The organism is Acinetobacter sp. P8-3-8 (assembly GCF_000214135.1).
Taxonomy (GTDB): domain Bacteria; phylum Pseudomonadota; class Gammaproteobacteria; order Pseudomonadales; family Moraxellaceae; genus Acinetobacter.
The window spans coordinates 35,863-54,297 of the sequence record NZ_AFIE01000001.1; the positions used below are offsets into that span (position 1 = coordinate 35,863).

The following is an 18,435-nucleotide window of genomic DNA, read 5'->3' on the forward strand; positions in this document are numbered from 1 at the left end:
AGCATAGCCTTTTCAAGCTACTGTGCCTATAATGTGGCAACTTAAAAAGCAGTAGACTTTTATAGATATGTTGTATTCACTTGCTCGCCCTTTGTTATTTTCTTTAGCACCAGAGCGTGCACATGAACTCACCTTATCCATGCTTAAATCAGCCCATAAAATGGGTGCGATACGCCATCCTGTGATTGCAAAACCAGTCACTTGTATGGGGATTGAGTTTCCAAACCCAGTTGGTTTGGCGGCGGGTTTGGATAAAAATGGTGCATATATCGATGCCTTGGCTGCTTTGGGTTTTGGTTTTATCGAAATCGGTACAATTACACCAAAACCGCAAGAGGGCAATCCTAAGCCTAGACTGTTCCGTATTCCTCAAGCAAAAGCCATTATTAACCGTATGGGTTTTAATAATGACGGTGTGGATCAATTGGTTGAGAATGTTAAAGCCTCTAAATTTAAAGGCATTCTAGGAATAAACATTGGAAAAAATGCGACAACGGCTGTTGAGGATGCGGTTTCTGATTATCTAATCTGCTTAGAAAAAGTATATAATTACGCTTCTTATATTACGGTCAACATCTCTTCACCGAATACTAAAAATTTGCGTTCACTACAAAGTGGTCATGCATTAACAGAATTGCTCGAAACTTTAAAGAAACGTCAACTCGAACTTGCTGAAGAACATCAGCATTATGTGCCTTTGGTGTTAAAGGTTGCGCCCGATCTTGAGCAATCAGATATTCAATTTATTGCATCACAGCTCATACAATTTAAAATTGATGGTCTTATTGTCACCAATACAACGTTGTCGCGTGAAGGCGTTGAAGGTTTAGCCTTTGGTGATGAAGCGGGTGGTTTATCTGGTGCGCCAGTATTTGAGAAAAGTACAGCATGTTTGGCTGAATTTGCAAAACAATTGAAAGGTGAAGTACCGCTCATTGGTGTCGGTGGTATTTTAGCAGGCGAACATGCTGTTGCAAAACAACAAGCAGGTGCCACTTTAGTTCAGATTTATAGTGGTATGATCTATACAGGTCCTACTTTAATTCAAGATTGTGTAAATGCTATGACATAAAACATGAACATGAACACCTTAGACATTATCTTACTGATTATATTGCTCATTGGAGGGCTAAACGGTTTGCGACAAGGATTTGTTAAAGCCTTTGCGAACTTGATAGGATGGATATTTGCACTGATTGTTGGTGCAAAATATGCAAATATCATCGCACCCTCCATGTCTGCACTCAGTCAAGATCCTGTGGTGCAAAAAATTGCAGCATTTGCATTTATTGTCTTGGTGATCATTGTTTTAACATGGGTTGTGACAGCATTACTGAACTCAATTTTAAAAACTTTAAAACTTGGCCCATTGAATCGTTTAGCAGGTAGTGCATTAGGTACCTTGAAAGGTTTGTTCATCGTCCTCATTACTATGCAGGGAATTGGGCCTTGGGTTGAAAGTTCTCCAACGTGGAAACAATCCAAAGTTATCCAAACTTTATTGCCATTTGCGCCTTTAGCATCTGAAATTTCAAAAGATGCAGCCAATGAAGCATTGCATCATATACATTCAGAAGATCGTCCTGATGATACTTCTGTGGGTGAGTCTGATTCATCATCAAAACTGAAAAATGATGATCAATCAGCACATTCAACAAAGAATCCGTTTTATTAGTCCTAGCTGGTCTGCGAGGTAGTTATGTGTGGAGTCGTTGGTATAGCCGGTAAATCACCTGTGAACCAAATGTTATTTGATGCTTTGACGATGTTACAACATCGCGGGCAGGATGCAGCTGGGATCGTAACTTGCCATAACGGGCGGCTGTTTTTAAGAAAAGACAATGGTATGGTGCGAGATGTATTTCATACCCGTCACATGCGTGCCTTGCTAGGTAACTATGGTATTGGCCATGTGCGTTATCCTACAGCGGGTTCGTCAAGCAGTGCCGAAGCACAACCGTTTTACGTAAACTCTCCTTATGGAATCACCTTAGCGCATAATGGTAACTTGACCAATGCTGCTGATATCCATGATGACCTATTCAAAACTGATTTACGTCACATGAATACGGATTCTGATTCGGAAGTATTGCTGAATGTTTTTGCACATGAATTGCAAAAATCAGCATCATTAACGCCAACACCAGAAGATATTTTTCATACGGTAAAACGTGTACATGAGCGCTGTAAAGGTGCTTATGGTGTGGTTGCAATGATTACTGGACATGGTTTGGTCGGTTTCCGTGATCCAAATGGTATTCGCCCATTGATTTATGGTTCACGTATTACTGAAAATGGCGAAAAAGAATATGTGATCGCTTCTGAATCTGTGGCAATCACTGCACTTGGTTTTAAAGTTGAACGTGATGTTGCACCGGGTGAAGCGATTTTTATCGATGCAGATGGTAATTTCTTTTCGCAACAATGCGCTGAAAACTCACGTTATCGCCCATGTATTTTTGAATATGTTTATTTTGCACGTCCAGATGCAACGATTGATGGTATTTCTGTGTACAAAGCACGTTTGAAAATGGGCGAAACTTTGGCGCATAAAATTTTGCGTGAATGGGGTGAGCAGCATGATATTGATGTTGTGATTCCAATTCCAGATACCAGTCGTACATCAGCTTTAGAGTTGGCAAATATTCTCGGGGTTAAATTCCGTGAAGGCTTTATGAAAAACCGTTATATCGGTCGTACCTTCATTATGCCAGGTCAGCAACAACGTAAAAAATCAGTACGTCAAAAGTTGAACCCTGTAGAGCTTGAGTTTAAGGGTAAAAATGTTTTACTGGTGGATGATTCGATTGTACGTGGTACAACCTGTAATGAAATCATTCAAATGGCGCGTGATGCAGGTGCAAAAAAAGTGTATTTCGCATCAGCAGCGCCTATGGTGAAATATCCGAACGTCTATGGTATTGATATGCCAGCCAAAGCTGAATTGATTGCATCACATCGTAGCGTGGATGAAATTCAAGAAATTATTGGCGCAGATCGTTTAATTTTCCAAGATTTGGATGATTTAATTGCTGCTGTACGTACTAAGAAAATTCCTGAAGTGCAAGAATTTGATTGTTCTGTATTTGATGGTGTTTATGTGACTGGCGATATTGATGAACAATATTTAACGGATCTTGAACAAAGTCGTAGCGATACTGCGAAAAAGGAAAAAGATGGTTATATTGACGTCAATATCGATGCTGCATCTGTTGATTTAAGCGGTATTAAAGAAGAAATGTAATTGAATGATTCAACAGGCTAAAGTGTGTTTTGTGCATGCTTTAGTTTGGTCTGAATAAAAAGCATTTTGAAAAAGCGGGTATTTCCTGCTTTTTTCATTTATGATTGTTTAGCAATGTAATGAGGAAATTTACATTGAAAGATGTCAATCATTATTTGATTAAAAACAAGAATATATTATGGACTGCAAGTATTTGTTTGCTCGCGGTCATTTTGGCGATCTTTATTCTCAATACTGTTCTTGGTTTATTGATTCATTACTTTGAACCTGAACAATCTATTTTTTGGCATAGCCTAAGTCCTTATTTTGTCGGTTTGTTGTTGACTGTGATTGGCTGGTCGATAGCCTATGAGTTTTATGTGTTTCGTTCAGGTGGGCACTCTTTAGCAAAACAATTAAGAGCTCGCCGTTTAAGTCAAATTGAAAGCACACCTGAAGAAAGTGTGGCACTAAAACTCGCAGATAAATTGGCGAAAACTTTTGAAATTGAACCACCCACACTGTATGTATTGCCCGATGAAGTAGGGGTAAATGCGCTTACAGCAGGTTTTCACCCTCGTGATACGGTGATTATTTTGACTTGGGGTGCATTGCAGAATTTAGATGAATTAGAACTTTATGGATTATTGGGGCATGAGTTCAATCAAATTTTGTCTGGTGAAGCGAAAGAAAATACGCGACTGAAAATTTTATATAGCGGTTTAACCACCTTTAGTCAGTTGGGAAGTAAGATTGCAAAGCAGGGCTATAATCGTTATTCAAATAATGCACGACATAAATTTGAAACCAGTTTTGTTGCTGTAGGTGGTGTTATTTGGCTCATTGGAAGTATGGGAATTTTGGTTAATCGTTTAACCAAGTATTTTATTCTCGGTGGTCGTACTTTTTATAATGATTATAAAACCAAAAGATTGCTGCTAAATAATGCCAATGTGCAAACTTTACTACGTATTTATGTGCATCATGCGGGTTCACAAATCCATAGTGAATATTCGGAAGCTATTGCACACATGTGTTTTGCCAATTCCTTAAGTCAGCAAAGTTGGTTGAATATTCATCCAAGTATTGAAGATAGAATTTACGAACTTAATCCGACTTTATTGCAAGATTTACAGCTTGAAAATTTAAAAAAATTGCGTAGCCAGCCGTTATTTAGTTTATTACGACCTTTGGAAGAAGCCAGCAGTGAAGTGTATAACCCATGGGTTTCACCACAACCACTGCCGTTATTGCGATTATCTCCGATTAGTTTTGCTTTAAATGATGCGATTAAACCTTTGAATCCTGAAGTGCGTCGGCAAATTGAACGTCCTGATTTGATCCAAAGGGCGATGCAAACCGCAACAGGTTCAAGGGAAGTGATGGTGGCGATTTTGATGATTCGCCAATATCGTGAATTTATTCCTTCCAATGCAGAAGTCAGTCGAGCGATTGTCGATTCACTTTTAAATATAGATGGGCGTTTCTATATTCAGATTTTCCATGATGCATGTGAAAATTTAGGCAATATGCCTGCAACCAGTGCTCGGCAATTTGTCACTAAGCTCGCAAAAATTATTCAAGAAGATGGTGAAATTGGCTTGCTTGATGCATTGTTGATAGAGCGTGTGAAATCAGAATTACAATTGCTTCCGATGCATACACCTTCATCATTAGAAACGGTGAAACCACAAATCGTTCGTTTAATTGATGCATTGTTGCATGTTCAGCAAATTAATAGCGCAAATCAGCTTGAAGTACGTTATCAAATTTTAGAACGTGTATTATCCAAACCTGAGTTAGAGCTTTTTGAAGAAATCTCTGATGAGCCGATAGATTTAGGGGAGATTTTAAATGATATTGCAGGGCTGTTATTGCGAGATCGTTTAAGTATCTTGGGTGTAGCTGAGATTTGTTTGTGGAATGATCGGATTATCACTCAAGATGAATTAGATGTTTTAGAGCTGTTGTATTGGCGCTTTGGTTTTACAACTGCTGAAATCGTTGATCAAATGCATAAGAAAAACAGTGTCATGATTATGTGATTTGTTGAGTTCGTGCATAAATTTACAACATTTGGCTATTTTCTTATGAGAAGCTCAGCAAAACCATGAAAACAGCGTTAAAATAGCCACTGAAATGAAATCGTATTGAATCCATAATGAATGTGAATTTGCAAGAACATCAGCGTAGTCTCATGGCTACAATGGGAATCGACCTATGGGTTCCAAGGTCTGATGTGCAAACACGTCCATACCAAAATAATTTATATCGTGATATTGCTTCACTTGAACACAGCAGTGTTATGCAATTTGATGCGTCTCAAAATTTATCTCAGACTATACACGCTCAACCTATTCAACAACTTGCACAAGCGCATACAACGGATGTTGCAAAGACCGAGAGTAAATCACAGGCTGAAAATTCATCATTAAAACAAAATATTGAAATACAACAAAAAAGCGAAAGTTCGGTTTCAGAGCAGATTGCAAAGCAAGTTGATTTTCATACTGAACCTGCGATTCAGTTGGATGCATTTGAAGTACAAGCATTTTGTATTGCAAATTGTGTGATTTTAGTCGATTGCACGAAACTCACAGCAGATCAGCTACAGCTTTGGTTGAATATTCAGCATGCAATTGTGGGGCAATACTATGAATTAAAATGGCCATTTCCAATGTTGCAATTACAAGATGGAAAAGGTGCACATATTTATATTCAAGGTTTTATTGATTCGCTCAAAAATGAGCGTAAAGTTCTGAGTCTTGGGCAGCTTCCACATTTGCAAGCCACTGATATTATTCAATTAGCAAGTTTACAAGAAATGATTGATCAACCTGTTTTAAAGCGTCGTTTATGGCAATTTATGCAGAATAGAGTGAACTAAAGATCTAGGTTGATATAGATTTGATGAGTCTTAAGATATTTGATGAGTGTTAAGAAATAAGCAGGGAAGAGATATGCGTAAAAAAGTTATTGTATTTAGTCAGTTTGATCAAGAAATCCAAGCCCGTTTAGAGTCTCGTTATCAAGTAGTGGTATTGAATCCAAAAGCAGGCGATATAAATCAACAGATTCGCCAAAAAGTGGTTGATGCAGATGGAATGATCGGTGCGGGGCGCATACTGAATGAATCTAATCTTGAACCTGCGCAAAAACTTAAAATCATTTCCTCTGTCAGTGTGGGCTATGACAATTATGATGTTCAGTATTTAAATCAAAAGAAAATTTGGTTATCAAATACTCCCCATGTTTTAACGGAATCAACCGCTGACTTGGCATTTACATTGTTGATGAGCGCCGCGAGAAAAGTGCCTTATTTAGATCAATGGACCAAACAAGGTGAGTGGAAACGTACCGTTGGAGTGACTCAGTTTGGTCAGGATATTTTTGGTAAAACATTAGGAATTATTGGTTTAGGAAATATTGGTGCAGCCATTGCACGACGTGGTTTTTATGGATTTAATATGAATATTATTTACCATAATCGCCGTGAAAAATTAGAAATGGCGCAGCCTTTAAATGCACAATATAAAAGTTTGGAAGAATTGTTGCAACAATCTGATTTTGTTGTAGTTGCTGTGGATTTAAATAGCGATTCTAAGGCCTTAATCAGTGCTGAGCAATTCGCTTTGATGCAAAAGCATGCTGTATTCATTAATATTGCGCGTGGTTCGGTTGTTGATGAGCAGGCTTTAATTGAAGCATTGCAGCAAAAGCAAATTTTCGCAGCAGGTTTAGATGTTTATCAGCGAGAACCACTGCAAGAATCTCCATTATTTCAATTGGATAATGTGGTGACTTTGCCACATATAGGTTCAGCGACTGCCGAAACCCGTAAGAAAATGGCAGAATTGGCTTATCAGAATTTAGTAGATGCTTTAGAAGATAGAACACCACGATATCTGGTTAATTCTGACTTTTAATTGATGACCAATTTTGGTTAAAACAATATAACACTTCATTGCAAATTTGTTCTAAATTCAATGTTATATTCGAAGTATTAGCCCTGATTGAGCCATACATTTGAACAAGACTTTACTGAGCCTATGCCTTTGTCTAAGCAGTTCGTTAAGCTTAGCGGATGACTTTTCTTTTAATTCTGCTTCATCACACACTGAAGTTCCTGAAATTGGAAGTGGCATAGGTTTTATTGATCAACAAAAAGAAAAAATGATTGGTGAAAAAGTCTATCGTGAAGTTCATCATCAATTGCCGATTTTGCAAGATCCGTGGTTAGAAGACCAATTTATGATGGTTTTTTCTCGAATATTAAGTCAAACCCAACTTGGACAGCCGATTGGATTAGTTGTGGTGAAAGATCCACAAATCAACGCATTTGCTGTGCCAGGTGGTTTATTTGCACTCAATACAGGCATGGTAACCTCTTCTAAAAGCATGGATGAAGTAGCCGGGGTAATGGGACATGAGATTGCACATGTGACACAACGCCATTACAGTCGCTCTCAAGAAGATTTTAAAGGGCAAAGCTTACTTGCTTTGGCAGGTATTTTAGTGGGTGCTGTGATTGCTTCACAGGCTGATGGTGATGCAGGTGGAGCAGTGATGATGGGGACACAAGCGGCTTTGATGGGTAAACAGCTCAGTTATAGTCGTAATCAGGAGCGTGAAGCTGATCGAATTGGCATGCAGTTTATGTATGGCGCAGGTTATAACCCTGAAAGCATGGCAGATTTTTTTGAAACCATGCATCGTTCAACCAGTCGTTTGAGCTTTTTACCTGACTTTTGGTTAACGCATCCACTTACAACAGAACGGATGAGTGAAGCAAGATTACGTGCAAATCAATTTCCACGAGTGCCTTATAGTCATGATCAGCAAGAGTTCGAAATCATCAAATGGTATACAGCTGTTGTTTCTGATCAAACCAATGAAAAAGAATTACAGGCTTTGGCTCGAAGAAATTATTTTGCTGGTATTTTAGCGTTAAGTGAATTTTATTTAAAACAAGGGGATTATCAAAATGCCCAAATTCAGCTTAATTTAGCTAAGAAAATAAATTCGCAACATGCTTTGGTTGCTTTAATTCAAACGGATATTTATTTGGGTCAGAATAAGCTTGATGATGCATATCAAGCGATTATTTCAAAACAAAGAATTACACCTGAAAATCGTGCTTTAAGTTATAAATTGGCTGAAGTGTATATTCGACAAAATAAGCCTAAAGAAGCAGAACAGTTGGTAAATCGTTTTATCAATAAAAATTATCGTGATATTAGTGGGTGGCAATTATTACAACAAGCAGCCAATTTAGATAAATCAAACCCAATGCGAACTGTAAATGTGTTACGCAATCGATCTGAAGTTCAATATTGGAGTGGGGATGAGGAGAATGCGATTAAATCATTATTGCATGCTCAACGTTTGGCTAAAGAAAATAATGCCATGAGTGCAAAAATTGAGGTACGACTAAAAACAATGCAACAAGAGCGTAGATTGAAAATATAAGTCTTTTTATTTCAGGACAAGACAGATCTTGAATATTCTCTTGGGTAATTAAATAAACAAATTTAACTGTTTATTTTTCAATTAAAAAGTTAGAATTTATCTCAGATATTGGTTAAATGTAATTGATTAAAAATGAAAAAAATCTTTGTGACAATGTTATTGGTTTTATCGTCGAGCCAGATTATGGCAGGCGTATCTGAGCACTATGTACGTGATGTAGAAAAAATCTCAAACCAATACAATGCAGATATGAAGTTTTTTTTACGCAGTTTAGATCCACAATTGAATCAATTTACCCCACAGCAACAATTACAATTTTGTGGAATGATTCAAAAATACGTGGATGATATGTACAAAACCACGGATGAAAATCGTGCAGATTTACCACCTTCGCTCATGTCTGTGACGAAACAAAATATTATAGATAAAGTCATGGTTTCACCAGAAATGCAGATTCTAAAAAAATATAATATTCAGTGTAATTTACATTAAAAACTCAATCACGATCAAAGTGTGGTGATATGGATTTAGCACAATACAAAATTGAGAATGATCAAATTGTTTTAAATATCGTTCAAGAATCTGATGCGGAAGATATTTATATTGGCATAAAAGAATCATTAGATGATTTACGAAAATTTCCTGCGAGTTTGCCTTGGGCATTAGAACAACCAAACTTAGAAGCTTCTCAAGCTTTTTGCCGATCGAGATTGACTGCATTACTCAACCAAGAAAATTTTGTATTTATTGTTCGCTCTAAAACAAGTCATGTATTTTTAGGTATTCTGGATATTCATTGTATTCGCTGGGATGAAAATCAGGCTTCAATCGGCTTTTGGGGAAATGCACGCTATCAAGGGCAGGGTTATATGTTGCAAGCTCTGTCTATTTTTATTGATGCATTATTACATAGATGGACATTTTCAAAGTTACATGCCTATGTGGATATAGAAAATAGTGCTGCACGAAAGTTATGTGAGCGAGTCAACTTTGAATTAAAAGAAATAGAATATAAATCTGTACAAAATCCAATTGATGCAAGTTGGAGAGATATTTGTCACTATATGATTGAAAATAAAGATAAATAATAGAATAAGAAATGATTGAGATAATTTGGGCTATTTAATCGTTCTAAACCATTTCATTGCAAAATAGTTCTAATGTGAAAAATTAAACAGACCAAACCAAACAAATAAAGACTTTTTGAATGCGGGTTTAGCCAAGTTTTGCTTTAATTTTTGCAGAAACCTGTGCAGGATCGGCACGTCCGGCTATGATCGGACGTAGAGAATTCATCACCTTACCCATATCTTTCATGCTAGTAGCTTCTTGCGCAGTAATTATTTGCGCAATGATTGAATCAAGTTCTTCCTCAGTCATAGCTGCTGGTAGAAATTGAGATAAAATCTCAAGTTCGGCTTGTTCCTTACTAGCTAAGTCTTGTCGATTAGCACCTTCAAAGGCTTTAATCGATTCTTTACGTTGTTTGACTTGCTTTTCAATGACCGCAAGAACTCGACTATCATCAAGCTCTATGCGCTCATCGACTTCGATTTGCTTGATTGCTGCCTGGAGACTACGAATTACCGTTAACTTATCCATTTCTTTAGCACGCATTGTTGCTTTCAAAACTTCAGTTATTTGGTCTTTTAAAGTAGTCATTTATATTGTCCAGTTAGTCAATCAATCACAAATTAATCTTAGTAAAGGCGAGTAGTGCGTACTGATTCGCGAGCCAATTTCTTTTGGTAGCGTTTAACAGCAGCAGCTTTTTTACGTTTACGTTCTTGAGTTGGTTTCTCGTAGAATTCGCGTTTACGAACGTCAGCTAAAACACCAGCTTTTTCGCATGAACGTTTGAAACGACGGATAGCTACGTCAACTGGTTCGCCTTCTTTCAATTTAACTTGTGGCATGAAGAATCCTCATTAAGTTATGGATAAGATCTCGGGTCGAATTACCCAAGATCACAAGTGAAGTGCAGTATTTTACTCATTTACATCTCATACCACAAGTCTATAATGCTGTTAGCAATATTTCGAAATGTGTAAAAGGCAGTTTAATGATCGTTCTTGGCTTAGAAACTTCATGTGATGAAACAGGATTAGCACTCTATGACAGTGAGGTCGGCTTAAGAGGACAAGTGCTTTATAGTCAAATAAAATTGCATGCAGAATATGGTGGTGTGGTTCCTGAACTGGCTTCTCGTGATCATGTACGCAAACTCATTCCATTGATTAATCAACTACTTGAACAAAGTGATGTAAAAAAATCTGAGATTGATGCGATTGCTTATACACGTGGTCCAGGTCTAATGGGAGCATTGATGACAGGTGCTTTATTTGGTCGTACTTTGGCTTTTGCACTCGATAAACCAGCGATTGGTGTACATCATATGGAAGGTCATATGCTTGCACCACTTTTATCTGCAAATCCACCGGAATTTCCGTTTGTCGCCTTATTGGTATCAGGTGGACATACCCAATTGATGGCAGCACATAGCATCGGTGAGTATGAAATTCTCGGTGAATCCATTGACGATGCAGCAGGTGAGGCTTTCGATAAAGTTGCTAAAATGTTGAAATTACCTTATCCGGGTGGCCCAAATATTTCAAAATTAGCAGATCAAGGCAATAAAGAGGCTTTTGAATTTCCTCGCCCAATGTTACATCAAGGCTTAGATTTTTCATTTAGCGGATTAAAAACAGCAGTTTCTGTGCAGTTAAAAAAATTAGGTGAAGAACAGCGTGATGCAGATATTGCTGCATCATTCCAAGAAGCATTAGTCGATACTTTGGTTAAAAAATCTATAAAAGCGTTAAAACAAACAGGTTTAAGACGTTTAGTGATCGCAGGCGGTGTCAGTGCTAATAAGCGTTTACGTGAACGTTTAGAAGCAGATTTGGCGAAGATTAAAGGTACTGTTTATTATGCAGAACCTGCTTTGTGTACTGATAATGGTGCAATGATCGCATTTGCAGGGTATCAGCGTTTAAAAGCAGGGCAACAAGATGGTTTATCTGTAACGACGACACCACGTTGGCCGATGACAGAATTGACTAAGCCTGAGTAATACTGAGCCGTATTAAAAATTCAAAAATTTTATTAAAAAGAGGCGAAAGCCTCTTTTTTAAAGATGTATTTGTAAATGATCCTAGCCAAAATAATGGACACATCGTCCCTCTAAAGATAACGTAATGTTAACTTTGGAGATGTACACATGAGTAAACGCTTTAGTCCGGAATTTAAACAGCAAGCAATTGATTATGCACTTGCAAACTCACATGAATCATTAGCATCAATTGCGGTAAAGCTTGGTATTGGTTACTCGACACTTGATAAATGGATTCGTACTGCTAATCCAGAAGGCTTAAGCAAACGTCAGTTAACACCTGAGCAACAACGAATATTAGATCTAGAAAAAGAAGTCAAACAGCTCAAAGAGGCAAATGATATACTAAAAAAAGTGCATGTGTACTTCCTCACCGATCAAGGCAAGAGAAGTACATGGTAATCAAATACTTTGCAATGAGACTGGTTAAAGTCACTATGCTGTGCAAACAATTTGGTGTCAGCACCTCAGGCTTCTATGCATGGAAAAAACGTCAGGTACGTATAGCAAAGCAGTACGATGATTTAAAAGCAATGTACTGGCAACATCATGCTCGTTTAGGTGCACCATCATTAGTTCATGTGTATTAGTTTTGACTTGATCTGACAGTCTCAATCAAATATCGGTCACTGTCAGATCAATTTAGGCAATCAACACAACCGATGCTTAAAAGCTATTTTGTTTTGTGTGAACATTTATACTCAAGCTGAGCATGTTTCATCTGCTAAAGTTAAATTTGATGCAGGTTGCATGTCATGGGTATGATCAAGCGCTGAAATATATTCTTGTTTCATTCGTGCGATAAAATGAGCAACGGTTGGAACTTCATGGATTGTTCCAACACCTTGACCACATCCCCAAATATCACGCCAAGCTTTATTTTGCATACCGCCACTTGAACCAAAATCGATTGCAGCTGCATGCGATTGAGCAAGATTTTCAGGATCTAAACCTGCTGCGACAATAGAACCTTGTAGATAATTTCCATGAACACCAGTGAAAAGATTTGAATACACAATGTCATCCGCTGCACTATTCACGATCATCTCTTTATAGGCTTCTGGAGCACCTGCTTCTTGAGTTGCAATAAAACCAGAGCCGATATAACCAAAGTCAGCGCCTAAAACACGGGCAGCAAGTAAGGCATTTCCCGTTGTGATTGCGCCAGAAAGAGCCAAAGGACCTTTAAACCATTGACGTGTTTCTTGGATCAATGCAAAAGGTGATTGTGTCCCTGCATGACCACCTGCACCAGCAGCGACAGCAATTAAACCATCAGCACCTTTCTCAATGGCTTTTCGAGCAAACTTCTGATTGATAACGTCATGGAAAACTACACCGCCATAGGCGTGAATTGCACCATTGACTTCGGTGCTTGCACCTAAAGAGGTGATAATGATCGGTACTTTATACTTGACGCATAGCGCAAGGTCATGTTCAAGTCGATCATTTGATTTATGAACAATCAAGTTAACAGCAAAGGGTGCTGCTGGACGCTCAGGGTGCTCACGATCCCATGCTGCCAAGGTTTCAGTAATCTCTTTGAGCCAATCTTCAAGTAAACTTGCAGGTCTTGCATTCAGTGAAGGAAATGAACCAATCACGCCTGCTTGGCATTGTGCAATGACCAATTTAGGGCTAGAAATAATAAATAAAGGCGCACCAATGACAGGTAAAGTCAGGTTGCTCTTTAAACGCGCCATCAGACGGTCAACGTTATTTGTAGTCATTTGATATATCCTCTAAATTGAACGTTATTAGGCTGATGTCGGGATTGCTGTTGCCGATATACGTCGGAAGAAGCGATTCGTACACAACTGGCTAGAGTAAAGCGACCGAGAATGTCATTGACAGCTTGGATAGCATTATCATTGCTCAATTGGACTTCAATGACTAAACCTTTAGCACCACTGTCGATAGATTTAATATCTAATAAAGTCGATTCGGCAACTTCTGTTAATAGTGGTGTAATGACACGTAATGCCGCATTCGCACGTAATGCGGGCTTATAAATTTTACCGACACCAGTGAGTGGCAATTCATCCAAAATATGAATTGCACAAGGCCAAGCAGGGCGTTCAGGTATGCCATTTTGAGCAAAAGTTAACAGTTCTTCTGCTGTAACTGTTTGATTAGGTTTAAGGGTCACATAACAAACAGGACGCTCCCCAGCATAGCTGTCAGGTTGTCCTACAGCCGCGGCGGCAGCTACAGCAGGGTGTGAGGCAAGCACTTCTTCAATCATGACAGGATCGATGTTGTGTCCACCACGAATAATGAGGTCTTTAGATCGTCCAGAAAGGAACAGCTTGCCATCTGCATCAATGTGCCCCAAGTCGCCACTATTCAAATAGCCATCAGTAAAATTATCAGCACCTTGCCTAGCATTCAGATAACCAGGGCTTACAGTTGGGCCAGAAACAACAAGAATACCCGTTTCATTTGCCGCACATTCTTCTCCAATTTTGCCTTCTGCAAGACGCTTATGAATAGATATGCGTGTATAAGGTAGGCGGAGTCCGACACAGTTGATGGTCGCATCAACACCAGCAGGATCAATAGCTGTTGCTCCACCTGATTCAGTCATACCTAAAATTTCATGTACTGATAGTCCAGTCTGTTCAAGAAAGCGTTTTGCTAATGCACGAGGCGTAGCAGCCGATCCTGTGATCGCAAGTCGAACTCGAGATAGATCACCACTAATCGGATGCTCTAAAATCGCAGATAGTGCGGTCGGAACAGCACCTAAAACAGTCACTTTATAATTTTCAACAATGCGCCAAAAACGTTGCACCATTGAAGGATTTCTAAAACCAGCGGGCGACATAATCAGTATGTTTGCACCAGATAAAAAGAAAGCTAAACTACTTACAATGGCACCACCTACATGGAACATCGGCATACCGTTTGTAAGAATATCATCAGCACGGATATCTAATAGTGCAGCAGAACCCAAAGCCGCAGTGAGCTGATTGGTGTGGGTATGTGCAACTAATTTCGGTGCAGATGTTGTTCCGCCTGTATGAAAATAAGCCACTACACGATCAGGATGTTCAGAGCGAGAGAAGCTAAGTTCTTGATCTGGCTGACGGGCAATCGATTGATGAAAATCGATAATGCTACTATTCCCCTCATTTTCAGGCGCTAAAATCGCAATCACTTTTAAATATGGGCAGCGTGTACGAATGGCTTCAACTTTTTCCCAAATTTGAGGGGCGACTTTTGGTCCTGGAACGACGAGAATTTTAGCTTGAGATGCTTCTAATAAATCTGCTAGATGATCAGCATTTAATAACGGGTTGAGAGGTACAGCATAACCCGAAGTTTCGGCAGCCCAAAGGGTAATTTGTGTCTCAAGTAGGGTTGGTAAAATATAGGCAATACCTGTCCCAGTTCCTGCTATTTCAGCAAATAAATTGGCAGTCCTATTAATTTGTTTCAATAATTCAGTGTAAGTGAGCCTAGCAGGCTTTTCATCTTCTTCACCTGTCATGATCATCGTGAGAGCAGTTTTATCGCTATAGCGTTGAGCTGCTTCTACAAATAATTGGTAAACAGTTTGAGGAATACGTTCTATAAGTGGTTTTTCTTTTTCAAAACGTTCAATTGCTGCGAGCGTAGGCAAACCACCATGCCAAGAATGTTTAATCTGTTCCATATACTTTTCCGTGTAGTCCAATCCTTGTTATTAAAGTTATTAAAAATAAGGATTCATTTAAAAATTAATAAATAAAATCAGTTATTCAGTGCTTATTGGTGTTTCAGCCATGCTTTTGTGAAATATCAATTCTGATTTAAAAGGCGAATGACTCATTTATGCAGCAATGATCGTCTCAGCATGTATTGGGCAGTGTTTATTCAGAAAGTCTATTTGTAATGCAATGTTTTGTTCAAAAATTTGACCTGTGCATAACTCAAAATGATTGCTATTTAACAGGAAATACTCTGCATTTGGCATTTTCTGTGCTGCATTACGAACCATCTTCTCAGGAATAACCGTATCATTCTGACCTGTGATGACCAATGTCGGCATGGTAAGTTTATGTACAAAACGAATTGGATTATAGTTTGCGACTTCTAAAAAAATTCGTGCACGTGTTTTATTTTCCCAATTGGCATTTTGGGGCAATAAAGATAAATATCCATCCCAAGCATCAGCAGTAGTCATCGCAGCAATGTCATTTTCATGACCAATAATTGGGCGATAAACTGGCTTGTTAACGATGCCACCAAATAGATCCATAAAGCCTGCTAGACTCAATTTTGCGAGTTTGGATAAAGGTACACCTTTTAAACTCGCCATTCCATTGACATGCGGTGCTTGTAAAATAACAGCCTTTACTTGCCCATCACTTGCGGCTGTTTGAATGACATGTCCTCCAGAGAATGAATATCCCCAGAGAATAATATTTTGCTGATCCACAGATGTGAGTGTTCGTATAAAATCGAGTGCTGCTTTCCAGTCTTGTAAATGTCGTTTCGGACTAACCCAGTGGCGTGGATAACCGTCACTTTCTCCAAAACTTCGATAATCAAAAGAAAATACAGCATAACCTTGTTCAACAAAGCGTTCTGCAAACTTAGGTAAGCCTGCTTCTTTAATCATTCCAAAGCCTTGCGCCATGATAATAATAGGAGGCTTAGAATTTTGCTCAGGCAACAGTAATGTACCTGCACAGCGAGTGCCTTGGCTAATAAAATTAAGTTGCATTGCATCCATGGCTATTTTCCATTTCTTATTGTTCATTTGGGGTTCATTTGACACATTGCCAGATGAACCCATGTCCATTATGAATTATGCTGCTTTGGGTTTTCCTTTCGCCTTAACCTGTTGTGCTGTAGCACTCCAAACTAGATGTTGGCTTTCAATTGGCAAATTATACATTTCCGCATCTTTCTCGAAATTATGGCTGACAAACCATTCAGTAGATTTACCTTGGCGAGGTAATACCCAATCACCACGCTGTACATAACCTGATCGCATGCCGTAAACGATACTGTTGCCGGTATTTTCATTCGTTGGCGCAATAGGTTTTACTGCAGCCATTTGGCGAATATCTAACTCATTAATTAAGCGACAAATATAATCGGTAGATAAATCAATTTTTAAGGTCCAAGGTGCATTGGTATAACCAAACAAATAAGCAAAGTTAGGCACATCTTCAATTAATGTTCCTTTATAGCTCATTTTTTCGTTTGGTTTAATTTGCTCATGATCTACAGAAATTTGAATGCCACCAAACAACTGTAATTCAAGACCTGTTGCAGTCACAATGATGTCTGCTTCAAGTGTTTTACCCGATTTGAGTAAAATACCATTTTCAGTAAAATGCTCAATTTGATCAGTAACAACAGAAGCTTTACCATCACGGATTACGTCAAATAAATCGTTGTCGGGAATCGCACATAGACGTTCATCCCAAGGCATATATTCTGGCGTAAAGTTCGACATATCATACTGATTGCCCAACGCTTTCTGAACATTTGAAAGAAGGAATGAACGCATTTGTTTAGGGAAACGACGAGATACTTTATAAATACCGCGTTGCATAAAAATATTACGCTTACGGAAAATTTTATACACCAATTCTTCTGATAATATTTTTCGGCAAGCATTAACCAATTTATCGGTATTTGGTACATTTATCACATAGCTTGGTGAACGCTGTAACATGGTGATATGTGCAGTATCATTCGCCATCGCAGGAATCAACGTAACTGCTGTTGCACCACTTCCAATGACGACGACGCGTTTATTGCTATAGTCTAAATTTTCAGGCCAATGTTGTGGATGAACAACTAGACCTTTAAAGTTTTCAACACCCTCAAACTTTGGTGTATAGCCTTGGTCATGGTTATAGTAACCTGTTGCAGCAACAAGATAATTACAAGTAAATTGGCAAGACTCGCCATTTGCTTCATTAATCGTTTCTACAGTCCATTTATTGGTTTGGGTTGAAAAATTTGCAGAGATAATTTTAATACCGTAACGGATTTTTTCATCGATGTTAAATTTCTGAGCAGTTTCTTGTAAATATTGCTTGATTGAATCGCCGGCAGCTAAAACTTTATCACTATTCCACGGACTAAATTTAAAACCAAAGCTGATCACATCCGAATCTGAACGAATGCCAGGATAGCGAAACAGATCCCACGTTCCACCTAAAGCTTGTCGGCGCTCCAAAATCGTAAATGATTTATTTGGATTCTGCTGTGAAAGTTGGCAAGCCATGCCAATTCCAGCCAGACCTGCTCCGATGATGACTACATCATATTCCATGTTCATTTTGAAAATCCTTGTCTTTGTTATTCGGGTCATTTAAATCTTATCGATAATCTGGGTTTAAACTTGACTTTATGAGACATAATTTTAACCCTATGAGACATGATTGTCGTGGTTTAAGCGAGAGCGATATTAGATATTTATTTGGTTTAAGTTATTGATTTTTAATTTAAATTAATTTTATTTTTTGTGTGATTAAATATAAAATTTAAACAAAATCACAGACTTGATGATATTTTAGTCACTATGCCTAATTCATCATCAATCTATTTAAAAATATAGTGAAAGCGTCAGATTGTTATGATTAAAGGTGAATATGACATGAGGATTTTTTAGATATTTTTGCGT

Annotated in this window: 16 protein-coding genes and 1 pseudogene; 11 read left to right on the forward strand and 6 right to left on the reverse strand. The window is 38.3% G+C overall.

The features are described 5' to 3' along the window. Positions 1-67 precede the first annotated feature (67 nt). From GGG_RS0100180 to GGG_RS0100220, 9 genes are all read left to right on the forward strand, one after another. Positions 68-1,072 carry a quinone-dependent dihydroorotate dehydrogenase gene (locus GGG_RS0100180; protein ID WP_010110915.1) on the forward strand — a complete coding sequence of 335 codons (1,005 nt, stop codon included), beginning with the start codon at positions 68-70 and terminating at the stop codon, positions 1,070-1,072. 9 nt (positions 1,073-1,081) lie between these two features. Further along, entirely contained in the window at positions 1,082-1,675 is a 594-nt protein-coding gene (locus tag GGG_RS0100185) for a CvpA family protein (protein ID WP_029574369.1), read from the forward strand. Positions 1,676-1,699: 24 nt separating this feature from the next. Continuing rightward, positions 1,700-3,244, forward strand: a complete 1,545-nt coding sequence (purF, locus tag GGG_RS0100190; RefSeq protein WP_010110917.1) for an amidophosphoribosyltransferase — start codon at positions 1,700-1,702, stop codon at positions 3,242-3,244. 134 nt (positions 3,245-3,378) lie between these two features. After that, complete coding sequence (locus GGG_RS0100195; protein ID WP_010110918.1) at positions 3,379-5,268, forward strand: M48 family metalloprotease; 1,890 nt, start codon at positions 3,379-3,381, stop codon at positions 5,266-5,268. A 116-nt stretch (positions 5,269-5,384) separates the two neighbouring features. Next, positions 5,385-6,110 carry a hypothetical protein gene (locus tag GGG_RS0100200; RefSeq protein WP_010110919.1) on the forward strand — a complete coding sequence of 242 codons (726 nt, stop codon included), beginning with the start codon at positions 5,385-5,387 and terminating at the stop codon, positions 6,108-6,110. A 73-nt stretch (positions 6,111-6,183) separates the two neighbouring features. Next, complete coding sequence (locus GGG_RS0100205; protein ID WP_010110920.1) at positions 6,184-7,149, forward strand: D-glycerate dehydrogenase; 966 nt, start codon at positions 6,184-6,186, stop codon at positions 7,147-7,149. A gap of 205 nt (positions 7,150-7,354) precedes the next feature. Continuing rightward, the gene (locus GGG_RS0100210) at positions 7,355-8,692 is read left to right on the forward strand and encodes a M48 family metalloprotease (protein WP_227500473.1); all 1,338 of its coding nucleotides are present in this window, start codon (positions 7,355-7,357) and stop codon (positions 8,690-8,692) included. Positions 8,693-8,824: 132 nt separating this feature from the next. Next, entirely contained in the window at positions 8,825-9,184 is a 360-nt protein-coding gene (locus GGG_RS0100215) for a hypothetical protein (RefSeq protein ID WP_010110922.1), read from the forward strand. Positions 9,185-9,213: 29 nt separating this feature from the next. After that, positions 9,214-9,780 (forward strand): GNAT family N-acetyltransferase, encoded by a 567-nt coding sequence (locus GGG_RS0100220; RefSeq protein ID WP_010110925.1) that lies wholly within the window; start codon positions 9,214-9,216, stop codon positions 9,778-9,780. A gap of 127 nt (positions 9,781-9,907) precedes the next feature. On the opposite strand, the gene GGG_RS0100225 is transcribed toward GGG_RS0100220, so the two are convergent. After that, the gene (locus GGG_RS0100225) at positions 9,908-10,354 is read right to left on the reverse strand and encodes a GatB/YqeY domain-containing protein (protein WP_010110927.1); all 447 of its coding nucleotides are present in this window, start codon (positions 10,352-10,354) and stop codon (positions 9,908-9,910) included. A gap of 38 nt (positions 10,355-10,392) precedes the next feature. Continuing rightward, the gene (gene rpsU, locus GGG_RS0100230; RefSeq protein WP_001136722.1) at positions 10,393-10,608 is read right to left on the reverse strand and encodes a 30S ribosomal protein S21; all 216 of its coding nucleotides are present in this window, start codon (positions 10,606-10,608) and stop codon (positions 10,393-10,395) included. 146 nt (positions 10,609-10,754) lie between these two features. On the opposite strand from rpsU, the gene tsaD reads away from it, so the two are divergent. Then, on the forward strand, positions 10,755-11,765 hold the full coding sequence (gene tsaD / locus GGG_RS0100235; protein WP_010111093.1) for a tRNA (adenosine(37)-N6)-threonylcarbamoyltransferase complex transferase subunit TsaD: 1,011 nt from the start codon (positions 10,755-10,757) through the stop codon (positions 11,763-11,765). Positions 11,766-11,912: 147 nt separating this feature from the next. After that, positions 11,913-12,385 (forward strand): annotated as a pseudogene (locus tag GGG_RS20535) (transposase); the annotation flags it as partial. Between the two features lie 120 nt (positions 12,386-12,505). On the opposite strand, the gene GGG_RS0100250 reads toward GGG_RS20535, so the two are convergent. The 4 genes from GGG_RS0100250 to GGG_RS0100265 form a co-directional block, all read right to left on the reverse strand. Further along, positions 12,506-13,507, reverse strand: a complete 1,002-nt coding sequence (locus tag GGG_RS0100250; RefSeq protein WP_138920247.1) for a nitronate monooxygenase family protein — start codon at positions 13,505-13,507, stop codon at positions 12,506-12,508. A gap of 23 nt (positions 13,508-13,530) precedes the next feature. Beyond that, a complete protein-coding gene (locus GGG_RS0100255; protein WP_010111099.1) occupies positions 13,531-15,462 on the reverse strand; it encodes an AMP-binding protein in 1,932 nt (643 codons plus the stop codon). A gap of 156 nt (positions 15,463-15,618) precedes the next feature. Next, positions 15,619-16,551, reverse strand: a complete 933-nt coding sequence (locus GGG_RS0100260; protein WP_157998070.1) for an alpha/beta hydrolase — start codon at positions 16,549-16,551, stop codon at positions 15,619-15,621. Between the two features lie 48 nt (positions 16,552-16,599). Continuing rightward, on the reverse strand, positions 16,600-18,090 hold the full coding sequence (locus GGG_RS0100265; protein ID WP_010111102.1) for an NAD(P)/FAD-dependent oxidoreductase: 1,491 nt from the start codon (positions 18,088-18,090) through the stop codon (positions 16,600-16,602). Between the last annotated feature and the right edge of the window lie 345 nt (positions 18,091-18,435).

Bases quoted from the DNA above. Each gene is read 5' to 3' on its own strand.
- GGG_RS0100180 (WP_010110915.1), top strand. From the start codon at position 68: ATGTTGTATTCACTTGCTCGCCCTTTGTTATTTTCTTTAGCACCAGAG.
- GGG_RS0100185 (WP_029574369.1), top strand. From the start codon at position 1,082: ATGAACACCTTAGACATTATCTTACTGATTATATTGCTCATTGGAGGG.
- purF (WP_010110917.1), top strand. From the start codon at position 1,700: ATGTGTGGAGTCGTTGGTATAGCCGGTAAATCACCTGTGAACCAAATG.
- GGG_RS0100200 (WP_010110919.1), top strand. From the start codon at position 5,385: ATGAATGTGAATTTGCAAGAACATCAGCGTAGTCTCATGGCTACAATG.
- GGG_RS0100205 (WP_010110920.1), top strand. From the start codon at position 6,184: ATGCGTAAAAAAGTTATTGTATTTAGTCAGTTTGATCAAGAAATCCAA.
- GGG_RS0100215 (WP_010110922.1), top strand. From the start codon at position 8,825: ATGAAAAAAATCTTTGTGACAATGTTATTGGTTTTATCGTCGAGCCAG.
- GGG_RS0100220 (WP_010110925.1), top strand. From the start codon at position 9,214: ATGGATTTAGCACAATACAAAATTGAGAATGATCAAATTGTTTTAAAT.
- GGG_RS0100225 (WP_010110927.1), bottom strand. From the start codon at position 10,354: ATGACTACTTTAAAAGACCAAATAACTGAAGTTTTGAAAGCAACAATG.
- rpsU (WP_001136722.1), bottom strand. From the start codon at position 10,608: ATGCCACAAGTTAAATTGAAAGAAGGCGAACCAGTTGACGTAGCTATC.
- tsaD (WP_010111093.1), top strand. From the start codon at position 10,755: ATGATCGTTCTTGGCTTAGAAACTTCATGTGATGAAACAGGATTAGCA.
- GGG_RS0100250 (WP_138920247.1), bottom strand. From the start codon at position 13,507: ATGGCGCGTTTAAAGAGCAACCTGACTTTACCTGTCATTGGTGCGCCT.
- GGG_RS0100255 (WP_010111099.1), bottom strand. From the start codon at position 15,462: ATGGAACAGATTAAACATTCTTGGCATGGTGGTTTGCCTACGCTCGCA.
- GGG_RS0100260 (WP_157998070.1), bottom strand. From the start codon at position 16,551: ATGAACAATAAGAAATGGAAAATAGCCATGGATGCAATGCAACTTAAT.
- GGG_RS0100265 (WP_010111102.1), bottom strand. From the start codon at position 18,090: ATGAACATGGAATATGATGTAGTCATCATCGGAGCAGGTCTGGCTGGA.